We start from the raw sequence: 19189 nt of genomic DNA, 5'->3' as shown, positions 1-19189 counted from the left end.
TTGTTTTTCTTTGTTAGGAGTCTCTAGGAGCCCGCATTCAAATCCTTGATAAATCCTTTGACTATTATTCCATCATTCAGGGGCTCGAAATCGAGTTCTGGAAAGTGCTCAAACCCCAATTTTTCATAAAGAGGCAGCGCATTCATGAAAGAAGCGGAATGAAGACCAATGCGGGAATGTTTTTCTTCTTTTGAAACCTGAATGCAATGTTTGATAAGAGCCTTCGCAATCCCCCTCCCTCGAGAAGAAGGGTTAACGGACAACATACGAATTTCCGGATAGTTTTGAACGTTGTCATTCCAATCATAAGCTTTAATGGAAGGAGGGAATAAAACAACACTCCCAACAATGTTGTCATCAAGTTCAATCACAAATGTTTTCGCATTTGTTTTTAAATCATAATCAGACAGAAGCGTTTTTTTCAATACACTCCAATGATTTTCGGAAAGTAATTCTTCATATTCGTTGTAACTTTCCAGCCGAAGTGTTTTTATGTCATCAATTTCATTAGTTTTCATTTCTCTGATATTCATTCTTCCCACTCCCTTATATCCATTTAATCGAATTTTACTAGATGACCATTGTATTGTATAAAGAAACATATCATTGTTGGAAAAAATGGTAGTGGGGTTAATAGAGCAGGATATAAATAAATTGAGTGAACAATAACTAGAGTTCCATATTATTTTTCTCCGTTTTGAGAAAAGAAACAGATTTGCATACGGTTGCCATCCTGGTCGTATACGTCAAAAAAGTGGTTCACGTCATCATTTTGTATTTCGCTCACCTGCACACCTTTTGATTGAAGTTTCTTATATGTAGTTTCAATATCTTTTGAATAGAAAATCGGATAGCTTTTGCTTCTGCCTGCTTCTACTTCTCCTTCCTCTATGGTTAAAGGAACGCTGCTCTCCCCAATACTGAGCACCCTGTAACCTTCACCCTCAAAAGAAACAGTGAAACCTAACTTTTCTTCATACCACTTACTGGACTCAATGACATCGCGGACTTTTAAACAGACTGTATCTAACCTTTCAATCATGATTCAGCAACCTCCTAATATTTTCAGGTCCCTTCCATAGTTCAAGAGTTATAATCAGTGGAAAAACTTCCAGGAATTATGGACGGTCGTCTTGCTTTCTTTTCATCTCTTTCAATTCTTCTTCTACCCTAGTCAATTGTTTTTTTATTCTCACTAAAAAAGCAATAAGGACGAGGAAAAGAAGCGGGATACCGATAAAGAGAAACAGTGCTGCTAACTGTCCTGCAATCACAATACCTACCTCCTATTATCCAGTTTGCACCTCCACCATACTGAAACTTTTTCCGCACTATGTCCGGTTGGATGATCCACATCTCAGATAATACGGCTAATCTTAAGTTCCGCTTAAAAAGTCCTCATTACTTTCTTCTCTTTGTTACACCTTTGGCATTTTACGACTTCAAGATTTGGCATTTCCTCATCCCAACCAATGCGTTCATATTTATGAAACCCAACACGGCAGAGCAGACTGCTTTCCTTTTGAAGCAAAATAGTGACAGTAATAATAAGCATAAGTCCGACAATGATCAACATATAGGGCAAGTCATTCATATGGAAGGTATCATCAGCATTTGACAACAGAAGGAGGATTCCACTGAGCACCATCAAAGAACCTGTTAATCTTACAAAATTCATCAGCTGATGAATTTTTCAGAGATTCTATTTTGGTAAAAGGGAGATTTGATCAGCAACGCCATTAGGATACATGCTATACCTGTAATTAGAAAAAAGGCGGAAAACAGTTTCAGTCCAGAGGCAGGCGATTGAAAAACGATTCCACTGCAAATGAAAAGGGAAACACCAAGAAGAGATAGGTACAAGGCAGGTTTTTTTGCTTCCTTTTTCAATAATCCAAAGCCTGTCAATACAATCAAATGAAGAATACAACCAGCCATAATGAGTGGGAAAAATGGTTTGAATTTTGCTGCATAAATGAAGTGGTCGATCGCTAAGATATCTGTTTCCGTATGGACTTCTCCATGGAACATTTGTGAAAAATGAGCACTATACTTCCATTCCCACGGATTCATTCGGATAGCACTTCCCTCATACCAGGTGACAAGAGCCGCTCCGAATAAAACACAAATATTAAAGACCGCTTGCGCCCAAAATTTCATCATTTTTTCCTCCTGTTATGGGTTAAATCTTTTGGTCATTTCTATTTCATCAATTATTGGAATGCCGTGATTACCAGTCATAGGGATTTCTGGTTTGATTTTTCTCGCTTGTTCTACTGCATTATGTAAGATGCGGGAAAATCGGAATCCCCTTTTTTGATAGAAAGCAATGGCAGTCAGATTGTCATTGGTTGTGATAAGTGTAAGCTTTCGACATTGCAAATCCATTGCAGTCTTTTCAACAGAATGAACAAGACTTGTGCCTATGCCTTCACCTTCAACAATACTATCTAAGGATATGATTTCACATTCAACATCATGGATGATGTAGGTGACTAAGCCGATGAGTCGAGCTTGATCATTTAATGCTGCAAACCCATCGAGTATTGTGCAATCATAACTCCCACTGGAGACCACCATCTTCGTGCTCCCCCAGTGCAACTCTAAAAAATCACGGATGATTGTATCCGATATTGCTTCTACGTTTACTATTTCCATTCAAAGCACCCCGTTCCGACTTTCAGCTATTCCAGTCTTATGGCTTACATCCTTACTAGTAACCGAAGGCTTGGAAAAGCTGATATCGGTTGACTGCCAGCACACCTTTCCAATATTGCTGACTAACCATGAAGGCATCGGAAGCATCGCCCCAGTTCCAGGAGATTTCCCAGATTCCATCTGCATTTAATTGATCTTCATAATAATTCAGGTTTTGTTCGATCAAGTGCTTATACTTCCCAGCCAAAGGGTGACCAGGATGATCGATTATATCAAGAGGAAGTGTTTGGTAACCTGATCCCCATTTAGCGGTGTCTTTTTCCATACAATTTTCAGCTAATTCATTTATTTTATCTTGTAATTCTGAGTAGGAATAAGAGGTGTATTGGGTGAAGGCTTCCGGCTTTAACAGCTTAAGCAGCTGTTGATAATTGCAGATTTCATGGCTATCCATGGTTTCTGTTTCCATCAGCCGGGCAGCAGCTTTTCCGACACTGGACCAGCCTGTTTTCTCCGCTTCACCCCCCTCTATCGACCACTTGATGAGGTATCCGGCCAGTTCAGCGCCAGGGTTGAACATCCAGTTATCTTGAACACCCTCTTTCCAGTGCCACCAAGGAGCATGAGGGTAGTGATTGGTTTCAGGGAGGACAGAAGGCCACATCCCTGATTCAGGTTCATAGGTTTCTAGTAGATATTCATTCATAGACTGGACGATTTTTTCTTGTGAATCGGCTCCAATTTCGTTCAGTACCTGACCCGCTGCCCAAGTGGCCATCGGTGAGGATGCAGGCAGCCAGAAATCAGGTTCTATGCCGTGACCGAAACCTCCATCTTCATTTTGGAATGCTGCCAGAATATCGAGTACTCGGTCTTTCTCCCCTTCTTGAAAATGATACTCCCACCTGGCTGCCTCTAATGGCCGGGCGTTTCTCTTCATCCACTCATCCGTTTTGTTGAAAGAAGTTTTCATGTCCATGCTCCTTCTATAATGAATTTTCTATTATAACCAATGAACAATCGTTATGACCGCCCTTATACAGGCATTAGTGGGGGACGTCCCTTTTCCAGATAAGATCAGCCACTTCTATCGACAGCTTCTCGGTAAGAATACATCAATTTACCACCGAATTCATTAATCAATATCGCACAAATAATCAGAAGGATACCTAGCCATTGCAAAAGTGTGACCGTTTCGGACAAAATCACCATAGCGGAAATGATCGCGACTGGTAATTCCACAGAACCGAGCACGTTGGCCAGCCTCCCTGATATGTGCGGGGCTCCTCCAGCAAAAAATAGCGGGGGAATGACCGCCCCGACCAGAGCGATGCCGGCCCCTACCACCCAAAGCCTTCCGTCGGTCATCTGGATTGTCGGGATATCTTTCATGAACACGATCAGAATAAGAATGGTAGAACCCGTAACCATAAACCAGCTGCGCAGCACAGGGTCTGTTTTCGGGGCGACGATTCCACTGAAAAAGATGAAACCAGCATAGGTAATTGCTGAGAGGAAACCTAGTAAAATCCCCATTCCCGGCAAATCTAATACTTCTCCCTGAAAAACGTCCGAGGCAAAGAACACACCCGTCAATGTCACTACCATTGAAATCATATTGATTTTCGTTGGCTTGCTTTTACTGAAAATCCATTCATAAATCATCCCGACCCAGACAAATTGAAACAATAATATGATAGCAAGTGAAGCTGGCAGGTACTGCATGGCTCCATAATAAAAAATGCCGGTCAAACCGACGGATGTCCCTGTCAGCATTACTTGAAGTGCATCTTTTCTATTCATGTCCTTGATGGATACTCGCTTAAATAGGCACAACACCCATAATAGAACGAAGGCGATAACCATTTGTGTAATATTCAACTGCCCCAGTGTGTATCCATATTCGAAACCTTTTTTTACAAAAATCGGTGTAAACCCGAAACTTGCAGCTCCGATCAATACCAATAGGCTGCCTTTAAGCTTCATATGACTTTCTCCTTTTTATGCTACTCGCCCATAGCGACTAAATACCTTTTGGTGTCACCACTGTATTCAGCAATCAATACGCCCGAGGGCTCTTTTGTTGTATAAAGTTCAGCACCTACTGGCAGGTGGTTCGCCATCCCCTCTTCAACGATCCCCACTCTTTCCCCTTTGGTATAGTCCTTTTCTTCAATCCAATCGACACCATGTGTATAAACCGCACCATCTTTCATTTCTATGTAGTCAGCATCTGGCTTGATGGTGAGGACTTGTTTTTTAGAAAGGAGACCACCTTCCCCCTGCCCAGGGTGACAAGCTGTGAAAATAAGGATCATAAGAAAGAAGAAAAGCGCTCGTTTCATACCGTCTCTCCTTTTCATGTTTCTGATGCAGTGGTTGAGCAAATATCAGAAGGTGAAACAAAACCTATCCATCAACCTTCGTATCCTGGAATGAAATAGCGGGGATGGAAAACAAGGGGACGCTTCTGCAAAATATAATATCAAACTTGCCGTCACGCACAAGTAAAGCCGACCATCAGAATTTTTCGTTTCAATCTTTTGAGGCAAAGAATTCTCACTCCAGAATGACCACTTCTGCAGCGGTCAATTCCCTGCTTTCAGGATCTTCACCGATATCTTTTTCATTGGCGAGAACCACCTTCACATCAAGCATATCTTCTTCTTTTGCTTGTTCACGGAAGGCTTGCATGCTCACAGTGTCACCATCCGCCGTTTTTACCGGGATATCTTCAGGCATAAGTACAAGACATGGATAACCTTCTTCAGTAGCAGCAGCAGCTCCTTTGGCATTCCTCTTCACTGCAGCCGAACACTCGACTTCCATGCCGCCGATTTTCACAGAGGTGACCGGTCCTTCAATAGATTGGACAGGTTGGCTGGAAACACCGCACCCAGTGAGCAATATGAACATAGTGATAACTAAGAATAATCTCAAAACGGTTCACCCTTTATTATTTGTCGCTTTATGAAAAGCGTACCACGAATGGTAATATTTGAAAAAATTTGCTTGTATCGCCAAATTTGCAGAGCTCTGGAAAAATCCAATTTCAATCTCTACCAGAACACAATCTCGTTATAGTTTATTTTCATACTCTTGGGAGTAAATCTTACGAAGATGAAAACGATGGACAAGACGAATCGTCGGTCTGATCAGCATTTGAATACTTCCCAGCACAAATAGAGTGACTCCCCACATTTTCGTTGATTCAAAATAAAAAAACACACTTCCGACCAGGAACCAGAGCCCTAATAAGAAATCATTCAAGGTGTAGAGAATCTCATAACTCTTTTTGAAAAATACATCATGTTTGCCCATCTTCAAGTCTACATATTCATCTTTTGTTTGCTCCTGTTCATCTACTTTCTCTGTCATACGAACACCTCCACTCTTTCGTTACCCGAATTAGCGGAAGAAAAATCAAAGGAACCCACGAATAGCCGTGCATACTTGCTTGATGGTCTCAATAGAACGAAGTGTGTTGACCGGACTATTATCAAGAGAATGATCAGCATCAGGGATTTCGACAAGAGTTGCATAAGTCCTGTTCCTAAGAGGTTTAATTCTTTGCTGAATATAATGATGATCCTTTGTCCCAGTGAAGATCAAAACTTCATTACTGTTTCTTTCCAGTAAGGTTGCAAATGGTTCGTATTTAAGTAATGGGGTGAGCAGAATGGATTTCGTTTTTGGTCTATCTTTATATTTATTTAGGATCGGGATGGTTCCTATAGACTTCCCAAGAAAAACTCTGTCTTCGTAAGCATTGGTCCATTCATGAACGATCGGGTCTACCTCCTTGTTGATCATGGCTGACACTTTATCAAGAGGCTGACTCAGCTCTTCTGCTGTGTAAGAGTAATGGATCTGTATAACATCTATATTCTTCTCAATCATCAACATTGTAGAATAATAGAGAAGTGGGCGGTCATAAGTATACCCTGCCCCTGACAGCATAAAGCATACTTTTGATCCACCATTTTTAATGTGAGTATAAGGAATTTCCTTTCCTCCTACTTTCATAAGCTTTTCAACTATGATCATAAGGACTCTCCTTGCGGGTCAATTTTTCTCTTAATTGTTTCAGGAACAACCCCTTATCTTTCGGAGAAACTTTAACATAGCGCCCATTGCCATAATGGATTTCCAAGCGGTTTACGGATAGTGCGGGAGCAATGAATGGATCTTTGCTTGGAAACACTTTCCCTATTTCCTCTATAGGGATCTTTTTCTTAATTGGACCAAAATGGACGATCAGCCACTGTTCCCCGATTTTGTACCCGGTGCGGAACCAGACCCACAATAAAGATCCGCTAATAATGAGCAGAACTGCCAGTTTCATAAAATAACCATCAAGTGGCGACGGCAGCATGTAAACTCCCCATTGGAAGTTGAAAATTCCATCTATCAGGCATACTAGAACAACACCCCATAGAATCATTGCTAACCAGGAATCTTTTTTCGAAGGAAAATACATAACGGTCCCCCTTCCATAGAGATTAGGTTTTGAAACAAAGAATCATTTATCCAGTGCCGTATCAGGCTTTTTTCCTAAGTCTTGTTCAATCGCTTTCATTATTAATACGATGGAAAACCACAAATAGTTTCAATAATCTGGTACTTTTTACTCCAATTTTTTAAAACATCCGCAAAATCAAAAAGATGCTCCATTTTTAGAAGCATCCTATCTTTATTTACTAAGAGCAGTCGCTCTCAATTTGCACAAATTGATTATTCAAGACTGTGTTCCCTTCTTGAGCAGCTAATGCATTACTTCTGCCAAAACTGTTTACAACGATATTCGTATCTTCCGCATAAGTTACACGTACTTCGTAGAATAAAACTCCTGAAAGATTCGTGTACATCACAGCTAAGTTACCAGCGGGAAGAGAGTATGGGAAGTCAACTGGCTGGTTATTTCCGATTAATACCGGCAATTGTACAGGATTTGAATAAGAACTCCAATTCCATACTTCAATGACGACTTGTTCACAACTCAGCCCTGTATTAACAAGGTTGACGACAGCGGATATAGTGACAGGTTCTTTTCTTAATACGCCAGTCGATACTGTTTTCAGCCCTATCATATGACCACCTCCTTCCATATAAAACTATTACTAATCTATGTTTCAGGAGGTGTTAAGTGTGGACAAGGTGCTCAGGTGAAACATACAAATTTGTTTGCGGATTTCAATGAAGAACTATACATCGCCCAAGTTTTTCGACGATCAGAGATTTTTCCCCCAAGCAGAACCCACGAAAGGGACTAAATAAAACTCTTCAAGACAAACCGTTTACAAATCCAGCGACATCCGCTACTATGAAATCAAAGTACGATAACTGCATAACCATTGATTAGCACTAGGGGAGCTGCGTAACGCGGCTGAGAGGAAATAATTCCGACCCTTGGCACCCGAACTAGATAATACTAGCGTGGGGAAGTGCAGTCGGCTCTCGCCGAAGACCTTCAAGGTTCTTCCTTTTTCGATAGTTGACTGCATTCCCATGGGATGCAGTTTTTTTGTGCTTAAAAAAGGAGGAATAAAAATGAATCAAGCATGTGAAAATTCTCGTATTGTGGGCTGCTCCTTTTCTGTGCACCCGATGTCCGATCAGTTTGTTACGTACATTATGGATAGTTTGAAAGAGGTCGATACATCAAAAGTATGGCTGCATACCGATGATGTGACTACAACTGTGAGAGGACGAATGGAACACGTTTTTGATGTAACGAAAGCAATTCTTTTGCATATCGCGAAAACTGGTGTCCACGTAGCGTTTCAAGGTACTTTTTCGATCGGATGCCCTGGAGATACGTCCGGAGATGTGTATATGGATGAGTCTTCTGAACGTCTGAATGAAACGAAAGTAACGGGCCTCCGCCTGCTGATTGCAGCTAAATTTTCATTATATCCTATGGGTGGCGGTGATTATATGGATACCATTTACGCACAAATAGAAGCCATGAAATCAAAAGGGGTCGAAGTCTCCCCTGCTCATTATTCAACAAGACTGGACGGGGATACGCATGATATTTTCACAGGGCTTGAAGATGTCTTTCGTGAAACAGAAGAAAGCGGTTCTTCGCATACGGTGATGACGGTCACTGTATCAGCCAACAGTCCTTCACATAAGGAGACTGAATGATGAATAGCTGGAAGCTTAAAGAAATTGTCGTCATGTCCGTACTTTCTGTTGTATTCGCCGTCGTCTACCTCGCGTTTCTACCTGTGGGGAAAATTCTTGTCGGTTTTTTCGGACCTCTCGGCTATGATTTCATCTTCGGGATTTGGTTCATTGTATCCATCATCGCTGCCTATATTATCCGCAAACCCGGTGCTGCCTTTCTGTCAGAAACAATTGCTGCCACTGTCGAAGTGTTGCTTGGTAATGCGGTGGGACCGATATTGATGGTAACGGGGATGATCCAGGGTCTTGGAGCAGAATCGGCGTTCGCAATGACCCGTTATAAACGCTATGATTTATTCACTTTGATGCTCGCCGGTATGATGGCTGCCGTCTTCAGTTTCGTATGGGGTTACTTCCTCTCAGGCTTCGCTGCATTAAGTACCGGTTATGTACTGGCCATGTTCATTGTCCGCATCATCAGTGGTGCGCTAATTTCAGGCGTCCTAGGAAAAGCACTCAGTGACTCTCTGGCAAAAACGGGAGTACTCTCAAGCTTCGCCTTAGGAAAAGAACGCAGAAAGCAACGAGCAGCATGACTAAACAAATCCTACGTACAGAGAATCTGAGTCTTTCTTATGAAGATTGTGTAACACCGGTGTTGCAGGATGTCTCGCTTTCCATAATGGAGGGTGATGATATGCTGATCCTCGGTCCAAGCGGTTCTGGAAAAAGTTCCTTTACCCATTGTTTGAATGGACTATACCCAAGAGAACTGGATGGAGAGATGAGTGGGGAAGTATGGGTACACGGAAAGAGAACAAACGATTATCAACCAGGTGAAATTTCCAAACATATTGGTGTCGTCTTCCAAGATCCTGAAACACAATTTTGTATGCTAACAGTGGAAGATGAAGTCGCATTCGGACTTGAAAATTTATCTATGCCATTAAATGCTATGAGAGCAAAAGTCGAGGAAGTCTTAACATGGGTAGGTTTGCTTGAATTTAAAGAAAAAACGATCGCACAACTCTCTGGGGGGCAAAAGCAAAAGCTGGCGCTCGCCTGTGTGCTAGCAATGGAACCTGAGGTACTCATTTTGGATGAGCCGACAGCAAACCTCGACCCCATCGCGACCCGGGAATTCATCGATTTGCTGAGATACCTGAAACAACATCTTTCCTTGACCCTGGTCGTAATCGAACATCAACTGGAAGGCTGGGTTGAAATCCTTGACCGTGTTTTCATTTTACAAATGGACGGCAGTGTATATTATGATGGGTCTCTTCAGGAAGGCTTGCTTCATTCTGCCCCTGCCCTGCAACAACAAGGTATATCTTTGCCATATGCTACAAAACAGGCCCTAAGTCATAACTGGTGTGGGGATCTTCCGTTAACGATCGCTGACTATGTGGCCTCAGGCGGTGATTTTCCTATTGTTGGAGAAAAGACTGCAGAGCAAACAGAAAAATGGCTGGCAACACGCAATATTGGTTGGAAAAAGATTTTAAACGGCATTGATTTGGCTATTCATAAGAAAGAATGGATTGCTATTGTCGGGGCAAATGGCAGCGGGAAAACATCCTTGTCCAAACTGCTGGCAGGCATCACGAAACCTTCAAGCGGAAAGATCACTTTGCATGATAGGACTTTAAGCAAATGGGGCGAACAACAGTTACGCAGTGAAATCGGTTATGTATTTCAAAATCCTGAACACCAATTCATCACGGATTCGGTTTTCGAAGAGGTGGCATTCGGCCTGAAAGTGGAAGGTATACATGAGAGTCGTTTACAAGAAGTGGTTCATAGCACACTACAACTCTGCCGTTTAGATGGCCTGGAAAATCAACACCCTTTCTTGTTGAGTCAGGGGCAAAAGCGAAGGCTCAGTGTAGCCACTATGATTGTCTCTGACCAACGCATGCTTTTCCTTGATGAGCCGACGTTCGGGCAGGATGCCAGCTCGACAGAAAGTTTGATGGATTTGCTGCAGGAAAAGCATAAACAAGGGACGACGATCATTATGATCACACACGACATGGACCTCGTAGACAGGTTCGCTACGCGCGTTGTGGTGATGGAAAAAGGAACCATCGCTTTCGATAAACCACCGGAGATATTGTGGAAGCACCAGGATCTCGAAAAGTATTCCATCGAAAAGCCTCCACGTATCACAATGACAGAGATGATCGAGGAAAGGAAGCGATCCTATGTTTCTTCATGAGATCAATCCCTCTGTCAAAGCATTGACGATTATCGGGGTTGTGTTTGTGCTCGCCTTTTTGTTCGATCCGATCACACCACTCGTTTATATAGTCTGGACGGTTGGTATTACATTTTTGTTCGGATCCTTCAGGAAAAAGTATTACTTTTATTATTTCATTCCTTTTACTCTATTCGCACTCGGAATGTTATGGACAACCATCGCCTTCGCGAACCCTGCCAGTGCTCCGCAGCATACGATCACTTTACTGTGGTGGGAGTTTCCTCGCGAAGATCTTTGGGTCGCGGTATCCTTATCATTGAGAGTTCTTGCCTTTGCAACTTTATCATTATTGTTCGTCTTCACAACGAACATGGTCCACTTCATCCTGAGCCTGATCCAACAGTTGAAACTTCCACCAAAGTTAGCCTATGGAATCCTCGCCGGCTATCGGTTTTTACCTATGATGAGAACCGAATTTCAACAAGTCCGTGCTGCCCACAGGGTGCGAGGGGTCGGCCAAGCAAAATCTTTCAAGGAAAAATGGCTTCAGTATCAACGGTTTGCTATTCCTTTATTGGCAGGAGCGATCCGCAAAGCCGAACGAACAGCCATTGCAATGGAGTCCAAAGGTTTCACAGGGGAACGTGCACGCACATTTTACCGGCCGATGAAAATTCACAGGAAAGACTGGGCGTTTCCTTTAATGATGTTCGGTATGCTTGGAATTGTTATTGTTGCAGCCATTCATTTTGGTTATTTCGCTTGGTATGATGGTCAACTTTAGCCCAGTCTGATCATCTGGCAAAACTTATCCAAACGGTGTTACTTGATAATGTCAGCATAAACAAAGGGGCTGAGACAAAACGCTAACTGCCACAGGAAAAGACGAACAATAGTGTGGATTGGATCAAACGGAGCGTAGGCAACATACATAGATTCCTCCTGGGGGGAATAGCACGAGCGGAATACGCCGGTAAGCCGTCTTTGCTTACTGAGGGGGCTGAGGCCGTGCCCGCGGCAAGCATCCACCGACAAGCGATTCGGGAGAAGCAACAACAAACTTTAACAGTTCCTCTAGATTGAAAAGTGTTTTTCAGTGGCCTCAAGTATGTTGCCGGAGCGGCGTATGCATTTATTTCTTCATTAAGAAAACCCGAACGAATTCGTTCGGGTTTTCTAGCGGAAAAATTATTTTGTCCCAGCATCTTTTGTATACACTATAAATTCTCACCATGCTGGAGACCAGCAATATATTCACGGAGATCATCTCTTCTTACGCGCCAGTGCCGGCCGATTTTAAAGCCCGGGATGCGCCCTTCTTGTACTAATTTATACGTTGTTACCTCACTGATTTGCAAGTAATCAGCGACTTGGGAAATTGTCATGATTTCGCGTTCTTGATCCATTGAAATGCGACCTACCTTTTAATTCAAGTATAGTAACAGTTTATACGTTTAAGTGGAATATCTCAATGAAATTTTGACATTAATTCATTCTATATATAATAGAAGCGTTTTCAATGTTTCAAAGTCGATATTTTCGTCTATCCTAGTAAAAACTTCAGACCATCAAAAGGGGTAAAGCTGTATGTATGATTTACAACTGGGCGACCAGGTACCGAATTTCAAGCTTCCTACAATTTCAAAGGAAACTTATTCTTTTGAGGAACAGAAAAACAACCATATAACTGCCTGGCATTTGATCGTCTTCTTCCGTGGATCATGGTGCCCGTATTGTATAAAAACCCTTAAAGATATCGGGAATCATATGGAAACATTCCGTAAAATGGATATTAGAGTAGCGGCGATTGCAGCAGAAAACCAGAAAACATTGAAACAGATGGCGGAGCATGAAAGTTTATCTTTTCCGGTATTGGTAGATGAGTTCTTTACAGTGCTGGATGCCTTCGGTGTCTTCACACATAAAACTGGTGCCCCCTATGAAGACCATGGGGCTCATGGAGAGCCTGCCTATTTCTTAATCAACGAAGAAGGTAAATTGATGTACCAGCAAAAGCAGACAGGACCCTTCGGACGGCCGTCTCCTCTGGATTTATCCGCTACTGCACAACTTATTAAGAAACACCTGAAAAATCTGCCTGAAGAATAACGAAGAGAGGATGCACATACAGATCCTCTCTTTTTTTATGGTCTGAGAAAATATGAAATACAGCCGCTAATCGAGGCTTGCCGTTTTGTCATTTCACGATCATAACCGGGCAGTTCACCCGTTTTGCCACTTTGTGACTCACACTTCCAAGAACCATTTCCTGAAAGCCGTTCAGACCCCTGCTCCCGATTACAACTACTTCAAATTTATTGGTATTTGCATATTCCACGATCTTTGGCCCTGGGTCTCCTTTAATGAGTTCCACTTCATAGGATACATCAGCTTCTTCTAACACTTTTTCGGTCGATTGAATCCGGTTCTTTCTTTTTTCTAGTAGCAGCGTCCGGTCATCTTCTTTTAAAACATCTGTTTTTGAAGTAGAGCCATCAATACAATAAAGAACGGTAACCGTTGCCCCCGTTTCCAATTTCGCTAAATGCACTGCATGTTCGGCTGCGCGGGCGGCGTGGGCAGAGCCATCAGAAGCTAACAAAATGCGATTGTACATCATCAAATCCCCCTTCATAATTGGAAATTATAAAATCTTCATCCATGTAAACGTTTACCTATGAAAAAACCATTGCAAATGATTGCTTTATCTTATAATCTATTATATTCGGTTATAAAGGATTATTAAATATAAACAATGAAAATAAACCAAGACTTTTCAAATGAAAGCATTTGATCACTGCGAGACTCAGTGGTCTTTAATTTTAAATAAAGGAAGAGGGTATTTATGTCGACTTTATCTTTAAAGCAAAATTGGTTTGGTAATTTACGAGGGGACATTCTCTCAGGAATCGTTGTAGCTCTCGCTCTCATCCCTGAAGCGATTGCTTTCTCGATCATCGCAGGTGTAGATCCGATGGTCGGGCTTTATGCATCCTTCTGTATATCTGTTGTTATCGCATTTATGGGTGGCCGTCCCGGTATGATATCAGGGGCAACAGGTGCAATGGCCTTAGTCATGATTACACTTGTAGCTGAACACGGCATCGAATACTTGTTAGCCACTACTATATTAACCGGTATACTGCAGGTTTTATTCGGAGTTTTCAAGTTAGCTAGATTCATGAAGTTCATCCCCCGTTCCGTAATGGTCGGGTTCGTCAATGCTTTGGCGATTCTTATCTTCACTTCGCAATTACAACACTTTGTAAACGAGCCCTGGATCATCTATGTATTGGTAGGATTGACGCTTGCTATCATTTACCTTTTTCCATTGATTACAAAAGCTGTACCTTCCACTTTAGTAGCGATTGTCACAGTATCTGTAATTGTGATCAGTATGAATATCGGTGTACGGAACGTTGGAGATATGGGAGAATTGACACAAACTCTACCCTTATTTGCTCTACCGGAAATTCCTTTGAATTTCGAAACGTTGATGATCATTTTCCCATACGCAATGGCACTTACCATTGTCGGTTTGCTCGAATCGCTGCTTACTGCTTCCATTGTCGATGATATGACAGATACAGATAGTGATAAAAATCAAGAAAGCCGTGGACAGGGAATTGCCAATGTCGTGACCGGATGCTTCGGCGGAATGGCCGGTTGTGCAATGATCGGGCAGTCTGTCATCAACGTGAAATCAGGAGGTAACGGACGACTTTCTTCACTTGTCGCTGGAATTGTATTGATGTTCATGATCATCGTCTTAGGTGGGGTCGTGGTTCAAATTCCGATGGCTGCTCTCGCCGGGGTCATGATTATGGTATCGATTGGAACCTTTGACTGGAGTTCCTTGAAGAACCTCCACAAAGTACCGCTAAGCGATGCAGCAGTAATGGTAGTCACAGTCCTGACAGTGGTCCTCACTCATAACCTTGCTTATGGTGTTCTTGCTGGTGTCGTCCTGAGCATGATTTTCTTTGCTGTCAAAATTTCTAAGGTGCGTGTCCTCGGACTATACGCTAATGAGGGCAGAAAGAAAATTTATTATGTACAAGGGCAGTTGTTCTTCGCTTCAGTGACCGAATTCCAAGAAGGTATCAACTATAAAGACGATGTAGATGAAGTCGTCATTGACCTAAGCGAATCACACCTTTGGGATGATTCCGCAATCGGTGCACTTGATCATGTGGAAGCGAAATTCCATGCTCAACAGATACCGGTCCGGTTCGTTGGACTTAACGGAGAAAGTAACCGCCTGTTGAACCGCCTGGGCGGAGTTTCTAAAGAATCAGGCCATTAAAATAAAGATTTTACGTTAAAGGAGACATCTACAAATGTTCAATAAAATTTTACTAGCTACAGATGGTTCAGATCATTCTTCAAGAGCCATTGAACAAACTCTCAAAATGGTGGAACCATATAAAGATCAGGTCACTATCGATTTAATATACGCAGTAGACGGTGAATCATCCAAAGAAGACGTTTTAAAATATGGCGATTCCCATACTGCTACGATGAAACGCAAAGAAAAATTCTTGGGCAGCGTCCAGGAGATCGAAGAAAAAGGCGTTAAAGCGGAAGTCATCATCCTTCATGGTAATCCGGCTGAAGTAATTACGGAATATGCCAACGAGCATGAATATGATTGTGTAGTGATCGGAAGCCGTGGCCGCAACAAGTTACAGACGTTGATTCTTGGCAGTGTCAGTCATAAACTGGTCAAGTATATTCAATCTCCTGTCATCGTTGTTAAGTGACGCCTCCTCCCTTCAACTGCAGTGTTGAATTGTTCTTATCATCCGTGTTGGAAACTAACACAGCGATCAGCATCACGGATGGCCGCTGTGTTATAATATTTAGAGCAAAAAAATAATACAAAGCGGTGAAATGATTTTATGCTAGAAGATAACGGTGAACGTGTCATTCCGAAAGAAATGGATCCGATGAACAATATGCTGCTGGAACACATCGCACGCTATACCTTTTCAACCCCCTACGTAAAAGGAAGAGTTCTGGATATTGCATGTGGGACGGGCTACGGTAGCGTGATGGTTGCAAAGGAAAGAAAAGAAGAAATCGATGAAATCATTGGCGTGGACATTTGTGAAGATACGCTGCAATATGCTGTCCATAATTATTATCATCCTCTGCTTACCTTCAAGCAAGGAGATGCGATGGATTCAGAACTGCCGCAACACATCGGTCAATTCGATACGATCCTCAGCTTTGAAACGATTGAACACGTGAGAGACGACCGCCTTTTCATAAAGCGAATGTATGACCTGTTGAAGCCTGGTGGCACGCTCGTCCTTTCCACTCCGTTCGGAAAAGGAAGAAACCATCCAAGCGGGTCACCGTTTCACTATTTCCAGCTTACTTCGGAAGAATTCAGCTTGTTATTTGAAGATTTCCCGGACAAGGAGATTTTTTACCAGCGTGGTGTCACCATTGAACCTCCAAGAGAAGGGGTCTACTATCCGTTAGGTGTAGCTGTATGTAAAAAATGATTATTGAATCTCCCCCTTGAGCTTTGAACGGCCCAGGGGGCTTTTTTGTTTTCTTTGTGTCCAAATAAAAGGTCAGCTTTAGCTTGGAGCCCTCGACATTCGCCATTAATGATAAGAAAGATGGCGGACAGCACAAACGAATTTACACTTCATCGTCCATGTTTCCGCTTGTGAAAACGCCATAGTATATTGATAAGCATAGCGGTGAGGAAACCATAAGCAACAAAATAAAAGGCTGAGTGAAACAAAAAAGCACCAATATCTTCGAATTCATCAAATGGATTATCCATGATTAGAGGTTCATTGACAATTGCTATCACGTACAAAGGGATAAAAACAAACCAAAAACGCTTCCAAAAATATGTTTTGAATTCTTCCACTTTATTTCTTCCTCACACCCTAAAGGAGATATTTTCTCGACAAATTCGCTTAATCATTTCTCATCATATGATATGCTCATCAGCATCCTCCCTGCTCATCAAAACAACCATAATTGATTCGCTTCTTGTCGGCTCATCTCCTGCTCACGTACGAAAAATGTGTGGAGGCCAATATCATTCTCCTCATTCATCCACTTCTGATAGGCTTCTACTAATGCGTTTACATCTCCATTGTAATACTTTTCAACGAGTGTCGTCACCACCTTAGTGCTTCTCCAGTAATCATAAAAAGCTGCTGAATATTCGAAACGTTCGCCTCCCCGGTAACCCGCTTGTCCGAATTTGGTAAGCGGATACTCGCCATATTCATCTTTGTATTGTTGAATGAGATCACACTCCACCTCCATAATCGCCTCCCGCTTCTCTTCTGAAAATATGATTTTTCTAGGTAAATAAAAACAAAGTCCTTCTTCAAACCACATATTCGTTTCGTCTATTTCATCAAAATCATCGTGGAAAAATTCTGCATGATGAGTGAGTTCGTGGGCTGCTATCTCAACGATGTCGTCTATATCCAGCTTATCGTAATACGTATGAGCTTTTTCTGAGTCACCGGCAGATTGGCGAAATAGATCCTTCCATATATCCACCAATGGAGTGAGGTGTATCAGATCTCTTGAAGTATATGCAGGCAAAGGAATGTCAGAGTATAATTCCGTGGCTGACTTCAAATCATGAAATACTATCCCTCTCGGCTCCTCATAATCTGTTATAGCAGCCAAAGACTTCGCATAAGAATCAAGTCTTTTCAAAACTTCCAACCCGCTTTTTTCGATATGTCCAGTCATGGTCGTATCTGTTACTGAAATTGCATATTTCATTAGTGGTGTGCTCCCCCTATATATTCTTTTTACAAATCCCCACGCCACTGGATGAATTCCATTGCTGAGTGGCTCATTTGTTTAAAACTTTTTATAAATTAATACAAACGCTCGTTATAACTTTTATCAAGACGCTTTTTAATATTTACTTCATCCATATCTGGAAGTTTGGTATGTTCGACAAGCATCTTGGCCGCTGATGGCAGCTCTTCTTTTCGCTTCCAGGTGTCTGGGTTCCAGAGACCGGACCGCTTGAACGCTTTCGCACAATGAATGAAGCACTCCTCCACTTCTACTCCAATTCCGATCAACGGCTTCTTCCCTTTAAACGCCATTTGTCCAAGCAATTCGTCATCCATAACAAGCGTCGCTTTGCCGTTGATTCTTAAGGTCTCTCCTAGCCCAGGAATAAAAAAGATCAGTCCTAGACGAGGGTTTGAAAGCAAGTTATGCATGGAATCGGTCCGCTTGTTACCCGGTCGCTCCGGGATGATTAAACTTTTTTCATCCAGCACTTTCACAAAACCAGGAGAATCCCCTCTTGGTGAAACATCGCAAAAGCCTTGGCGATCGGACGTTGCCATAGTCAGAAATGGAGATTGAGCAATGAATTTCGCACAGTTATCGTCTAGATAATCGATCACTTTATTATTAACAAGCTTATTTGGCTCTCCGATTAACGCTCTCAACTGTTTTTCGTCTTTGATGACGTGGTGGAATCGGTTCATTTCTTCCCTCCGTTATCTGCTTTTTCACTTAACCCGGTAAAATATGAAATTGTTAACCACCCAATAATAGAAATACCACCGACAAAAATCGAAGCCCAAAAACCGATACGAACACTCTCCTTCCCGGACAAAAATTTCAAACTGATCTAATGCGAAGCTAATTTAAATGTGTATCGAGTGTATATCCTTCCAACCGTAGACAAGTTCAGTAAGTTCTCCTCCGTATCCTTTAATCTGCACTGAGTCTATCCGTTTCGCTCTGAGAGACTCATAGAAATGTTTCGCAGGGTTTTCTTCTAGCACCAGCACAATCATTGAAGTAATATTTAGATTTTCAAAACGACTGACTACAGCTTTCAAGAGTTTCTTTCCTATCCCTCTGCCTTGATAAGCTTCTAATATGTAAATGGAAGACAACTCCCCATCATATTCATTATAACGGTTCCTGTAATTATGGGAGCCAGTAGAAAATCCCACGATATTCCCATGTTCATTCTGAGCAACATAAACATCCAGTTCTCTTATATTTTTTCTCCACAATCGCTCTCGCTTATCATAGCTGAGCTGTCTCAGGTATTCATTTGGTATGATATTTTCATAGGTGGTCCTCCAAACATCAACGTGGACTTTGGCGATTTGACTGGCATCCTCTGATACAGCTCTTCTGATATTCATGTGTTCCTCCTTTAGAATA

At 42.1% G+C, this 19189-nt stretch carries 28 protein-coding genes and 1 riboswitch; of the genes, 9 read left to right on the top strand and 19 right to left on the bottom strand.

What is annotated here, in order from left to right; all coding sequences use genetic code 11:
* Positions 1-23 precede the first annotated feature (23 nt).
* The 13 genes from HLI_RS20105 to HLI_RS20050 all read right to left on the bottom strand — a co-directional run bounded on the left by HLI_RS20105 (position 24) and on the right by HLI_RS20050 (position 7748).
* Positions 24-533: a GNAT family N-acetyltransferase gene (locus tag HLI_RS20105; protein WP_128526675.1), complete on the bottom strand. Its 510-nt coding sequence runs from the start codon at positions 531-533 to the stop codon at positions 24-26.
* Positions 534-682: 149 nt separating this feature from the next.
* Positions 683-1042 carry a VOC family protein gene (locus HLI_RS20100; RefSeq protein ID WP_128526674.1) on the bottom strand — a complete coding sequence of 120 codons (360 nt, stop codon included), beginning with the start codon at positions 1040-1042 and terminating at the stop codon, positions 683-685.
* A 76-nt stretch (positions 1043-1118) separates the two neighbouring features.
* On the bottom strand, positions 1119-1274 hold the full coding sequence (locus HLI_RS21830; RefSeq protein WP_164908611.1) for a hypothetical protein: 156 nt from the start codon (positions 1272-1274) through the stop codon (positions 1119-1121).
* Positions 1275-1677: 403 nt separating this feature from the next.
* A complete protein-coding gene (locus HLI_RS20095; RefSeq protein WP_164908610.1) occupies positions 1678-2160 on the bottom strand; it encodes a DUF4306 domain-containing protein in 483 nt (160 codons plus the stop codon).
* Positions 2161-2175: 15 nt separating this feature from the next.
* Positions 2176-2658 carry a GNAT family N-acetyltransferase gene (locus HLI_RS20090; protein ID WP_128526672.1) on the bottom strand — a complete coding sequence of 161 codons (483 nt, stop codon included), beginning with the start codon at positions 2656-2658 and terminating at the stop codon, positions 2176-2178.
* Between the two features lie 55 nt (positions 2659-2713).
* Complete coding sequence (locus tag HLI_RS20085) at positions 2714-3631, bottom strand: hypothetical protein (protein ID WP_241655897.1); 918 nt, start codon at positions 3629-3631, stop codon at positions 2714-2716.
* 104 nt (positions 3632-3735) lie between these two features.
* Positions 3736-4644: an EamA family transporter gene (locus HLI_RS20080; RefSeq protein ID WP_128526670.1), complete on the bottom strand. Its 909-nt coding sequence runs from the start codon at positions 4642-4644 to the stop codon at positions 3736-3738.
* Positions 4645-4664: 20 nt separating this feature from the next.
* The gene (locus HLI_RS20075) at positions 4665-5003 is read right to left on the bottom strand and encodes a hypothetical protein (RefSeq protein ID WP_128526669.1); all 339 of its coding nucleotides are present in this window, start codon (positions 5001-5003) and stop codon (positions 4665-4667) included.
* Positions 5004-5217: 214 nt separating this feature from the next.
* Positions 5218-5598, bottom strand: coding sequence for a hypothetical protein (locus HLI_RS20070; RefSeq protein ID WP_128526668.1), 381 nt, complete (start codon positions 5596-5598; stop codon positions 5218-5220).
* Between the two features lie 138 nt (positions 5599-5736).
* A complete protein-coding gene (locus tag HLI_RS20065) occupies positions 5737-6036 on the bottom strand; it encodes a YrhK family protein (RefSeq protein WP_128526667.1) in 300 nt (99 codons plus the stop codon).
* 45 nt (positions 6037-6081) lie between these two features.
* Entirely contained in the window at positions 6082-6705 is a 624-nt protein-coding gene (locus tag HLI_RS20060; protein ID WP_128526666.1) for an alpha/beta family hydrolase, read from the bottom strand.
* Positions 6692-7138, bottom strand: a complete 447-nt coding sequence (locus HLI_RS20055; protein WP_128526665.1) for a PH domain-containing protein — start codon at positions 7136-7138, stop codon at positions 6692-6694. Before HLI_RS20055 ends, HLI_RS20060 begins: the two co-directional genes overlap by 14 nt.
* 220 nt (positions 7139-7358) lie before the next feature.
* Positions 7359-7748, bottom strand: coding sequence for a hypothetical protein (locus tag HLI_RS20050; RefSeq protein ID WP_128526664.1), 390 nt, complete (start codon positions 7746-7748; stop codon positions 7359-7361).
* 266 nt (positions 7749-8014) lie between these two features.
* A riboswitch (TPP riboswitch) is annotated at positions 8015-8118 on the top strand.
* 90 nt (positions 8119-8208) lie between these two features.
* Here HLI_RS20050 and HLI_RS20045 point away from each other — a divergent pair.
* From HLI_RS20045 to HLI_RS20025, 5 genes are all read left to right on the top strand, one after another.
* Positions 8209-8808: a YkoF family thiamine/hydroxymethylpyrimidine-binding protein gene (locus HLI_RS20045; RefSeq protein ID WP_128526663.1), complete on the top strand. Its 600-nt coding sequence runs from the start codon at positions 8209-8211 to the stop codon at positions 8806-8808.
* A complete protein-coding gene (locus HLI_RS20040; protein WP_128526662.1) occupies positions 8808-9386 on the top strand; it encodes an ECF transporter S component in 579 nt (192 codons plus the stop codon). Before HLI_RS20045 ends, HLI_RS20040 begins: the two co-directional genes overlap by 1 nt.
* On the top strand, positions 9383-11011 hold the full coding sequence (locus tag HLI_RS20035; RefSeq protein WP_128526661.1) for an ABC transporter ATP-binding protein: 1629 nt from the start codon (positions 9383-9385) through the stop codon (positions 11009-11011). The genes HLI_RS20040 and HLI_RS20035 overlap by 4 nt, the downstream gene beginning before the upstream one ends.
* Positions 10998-11777, top strand: coding sequence for an energy-coupling factor transporter transmembrane component T family protein (locus HLI_RS20030; protein WP_128526660.1), 780 nt, complete (start codon positions 10998-11000; stop codon positions 11775-11777). The genes HLI_RS20035 and HLI_RS20030 overlap by 14 nt, the downstream gene beginning before the upstream one ends.
* A 113-nt stretch (positions 11778-11890) precedes the next feature.
* Positions 11891-12076: a hypothetical protein gene (locus tag HLI_RS20025; RefSeq protein ID WP_128526659.1), complete on the top strand. Its 186-nt coding sequence runs from the start codon at positions 11891-11893 to the stop codon at positions 12074-12076.
* A 134-nt stretch (positions 12077-12210) separates the two neighbouring features.
* Here the strand turns inward: HLI_RS20025 and HLI_RS20020 are convergent, their stop codons facing one another.
* Complete coding sequence (locus HLI_RS20020) at positions 12211-12399, bottom strand: helix-turn-helix domain-containing protein (protein WP_128526658.1); 189 nt, start codon at positions 12397-12399, stop codon at positions 12211-12213.
* Positions 12400-12580: 181 nt separating this feature from the next.
* Here HLI_RS20020 and HLI_RS20015 point away from each other — a divergent pair, with 181 nt between their 5' ends.
* A complete protein-coding gene (locus HLI_RS20015; protein ID WP_128526657.1) occupies positions 12581-13102 on the top strand; it encodes a peroxiredoxin family protein in 522 nt (173 codons plus the stop codon).
* 88 nt (positions 13103-13190) lie between these two features.
* Here the strand turns inward: HLI_RS20015 and HLI_RS20010 are convergent, their stop codons facing one another.
* The gene (locus tag HLI_RS20010) at positions 13191-13610 is read right to left on the bottom strand and encodes a universal stress protein (RefSeq protein ID WP_128526656.1); all 420 of its coding nucleotides are present in this window, start codon (positions 13608-13610) and stop codon (positions 13191-13193) included.
* A gap of 228 nt (positions 13611-13838) precedes the next feature.
* Here HLI_RS20010 and HLI_RS20005 point away from each other — a divergent pair, with 228 nt between their 5' ends.
* From HLI_RS20005 to HLI_RS19995, 3 genes are all read left to right on the top strand, one after another.
* Positions 13839-15299 carry a SulP family inorganic anion transporter gene (locus tag HLI_RS20005; RefSeq protein ID WP_128526655.1) on the top strand — a complete coding sequence of 487 codons (1461 nt, stop codon included), beginning with the start codon at positions 13839-13841 and terminating at the stop codon, positions 15297-15299.
* A 34-nt stretch (positions 15300-15333) separates the two neighbouring features.
* On the top strand, positions 15334-15756 hold the full coding sequence (locus HLI_RS20000; protein WP_128526654.1) for a universal stress protein: 423 nt from the start codon (positions 15334-15336) through the stop codon (positions 15754-15756).
* 138 nt (positions 15757-15894) lie between these two features.
* The gene (locus HLI_RS19995; protein WP_128526653.1) at positions 15895-16506 is read left to right on the top strand and encodes a class I SAM-dependent methyltransferase; all 612 of its coding nucleotides are present in this window, start codon (positions 15895-15897) and stop codon (positions 16504-16506) included.
* Between the two features lie 149 nt (positions 16507-16655).
* Here the strand turns inward: HLI_RS19995 and HLI_RS19990 are convergent, their stop codons facing one another.
* The 4 genes from HLI_RS19990 to HLI_RS19975 form a co-directional block, all read right to left on the bottom strand.
* The gene (locus HLI_RS19990; RefSeq protein ID WP_128526652.1) at positions 16656-16886 is read right to left on the bottom strand and encodes a hypothetical protein; all 231 of its coding nucleotides are present in this window, start codon (positions 16884-16886) and stop codon (positions 16656-16658) included.
* 98 nt (positions 16887-16984) lie between these two features.
* On the bottom strand, positions 16985-17767 hold the full coding sequence (locus HLI_RS19985; protein ID WP_128526651.1) for a hypothetical protein: 783 nt from the start codon (positions 17765-17767) through the stop codon (positions 16985-16987).
* Between the two features lie 98 nt (positions 17768-17865).
* Positions 17866-18495: a pyridoxamine 5'-phosphate oxidase family protein gene (locus tag HLI_RS19980; RefSeq protein ID WP_128526650.1), complete on the bottom strand. Its 630-nt coding sequence runs from the start codon at positions 18493-18495 to the stop codon at positions 17866-17868.
* Positions 18496-18657: 162 nt separating this feature from the next.
* Positions 18658-19170 carry a GNAT family N-acetyltransferase gene (locus tag HLI_RS19975; RefSeq protein WP_128526649.1) on the bottom strand — a complete coding sequence of 171 codons (513 nt, stop codon included), beginning with the start codon at positions 19168-19170 and terminating at the stop codon, positions 18658-18660.
* Between the last annotated feature and the right edge of the window lie 19 nt (positions 19171-19189).

It is taken from the genome of Halobacillus litoralis, assembly GCF_004101865.1.
Classification (GTDB): Bacteria; Bacillota; Bacilli; order Bacillales; family Halobacillaceae; genus Halobacillus; species Halobacillus litoralis_A.
Note: the sequence above shows the minus strand (reverse complement) of the source record. Positions and strands in the feature narration are given on the sequence as shown.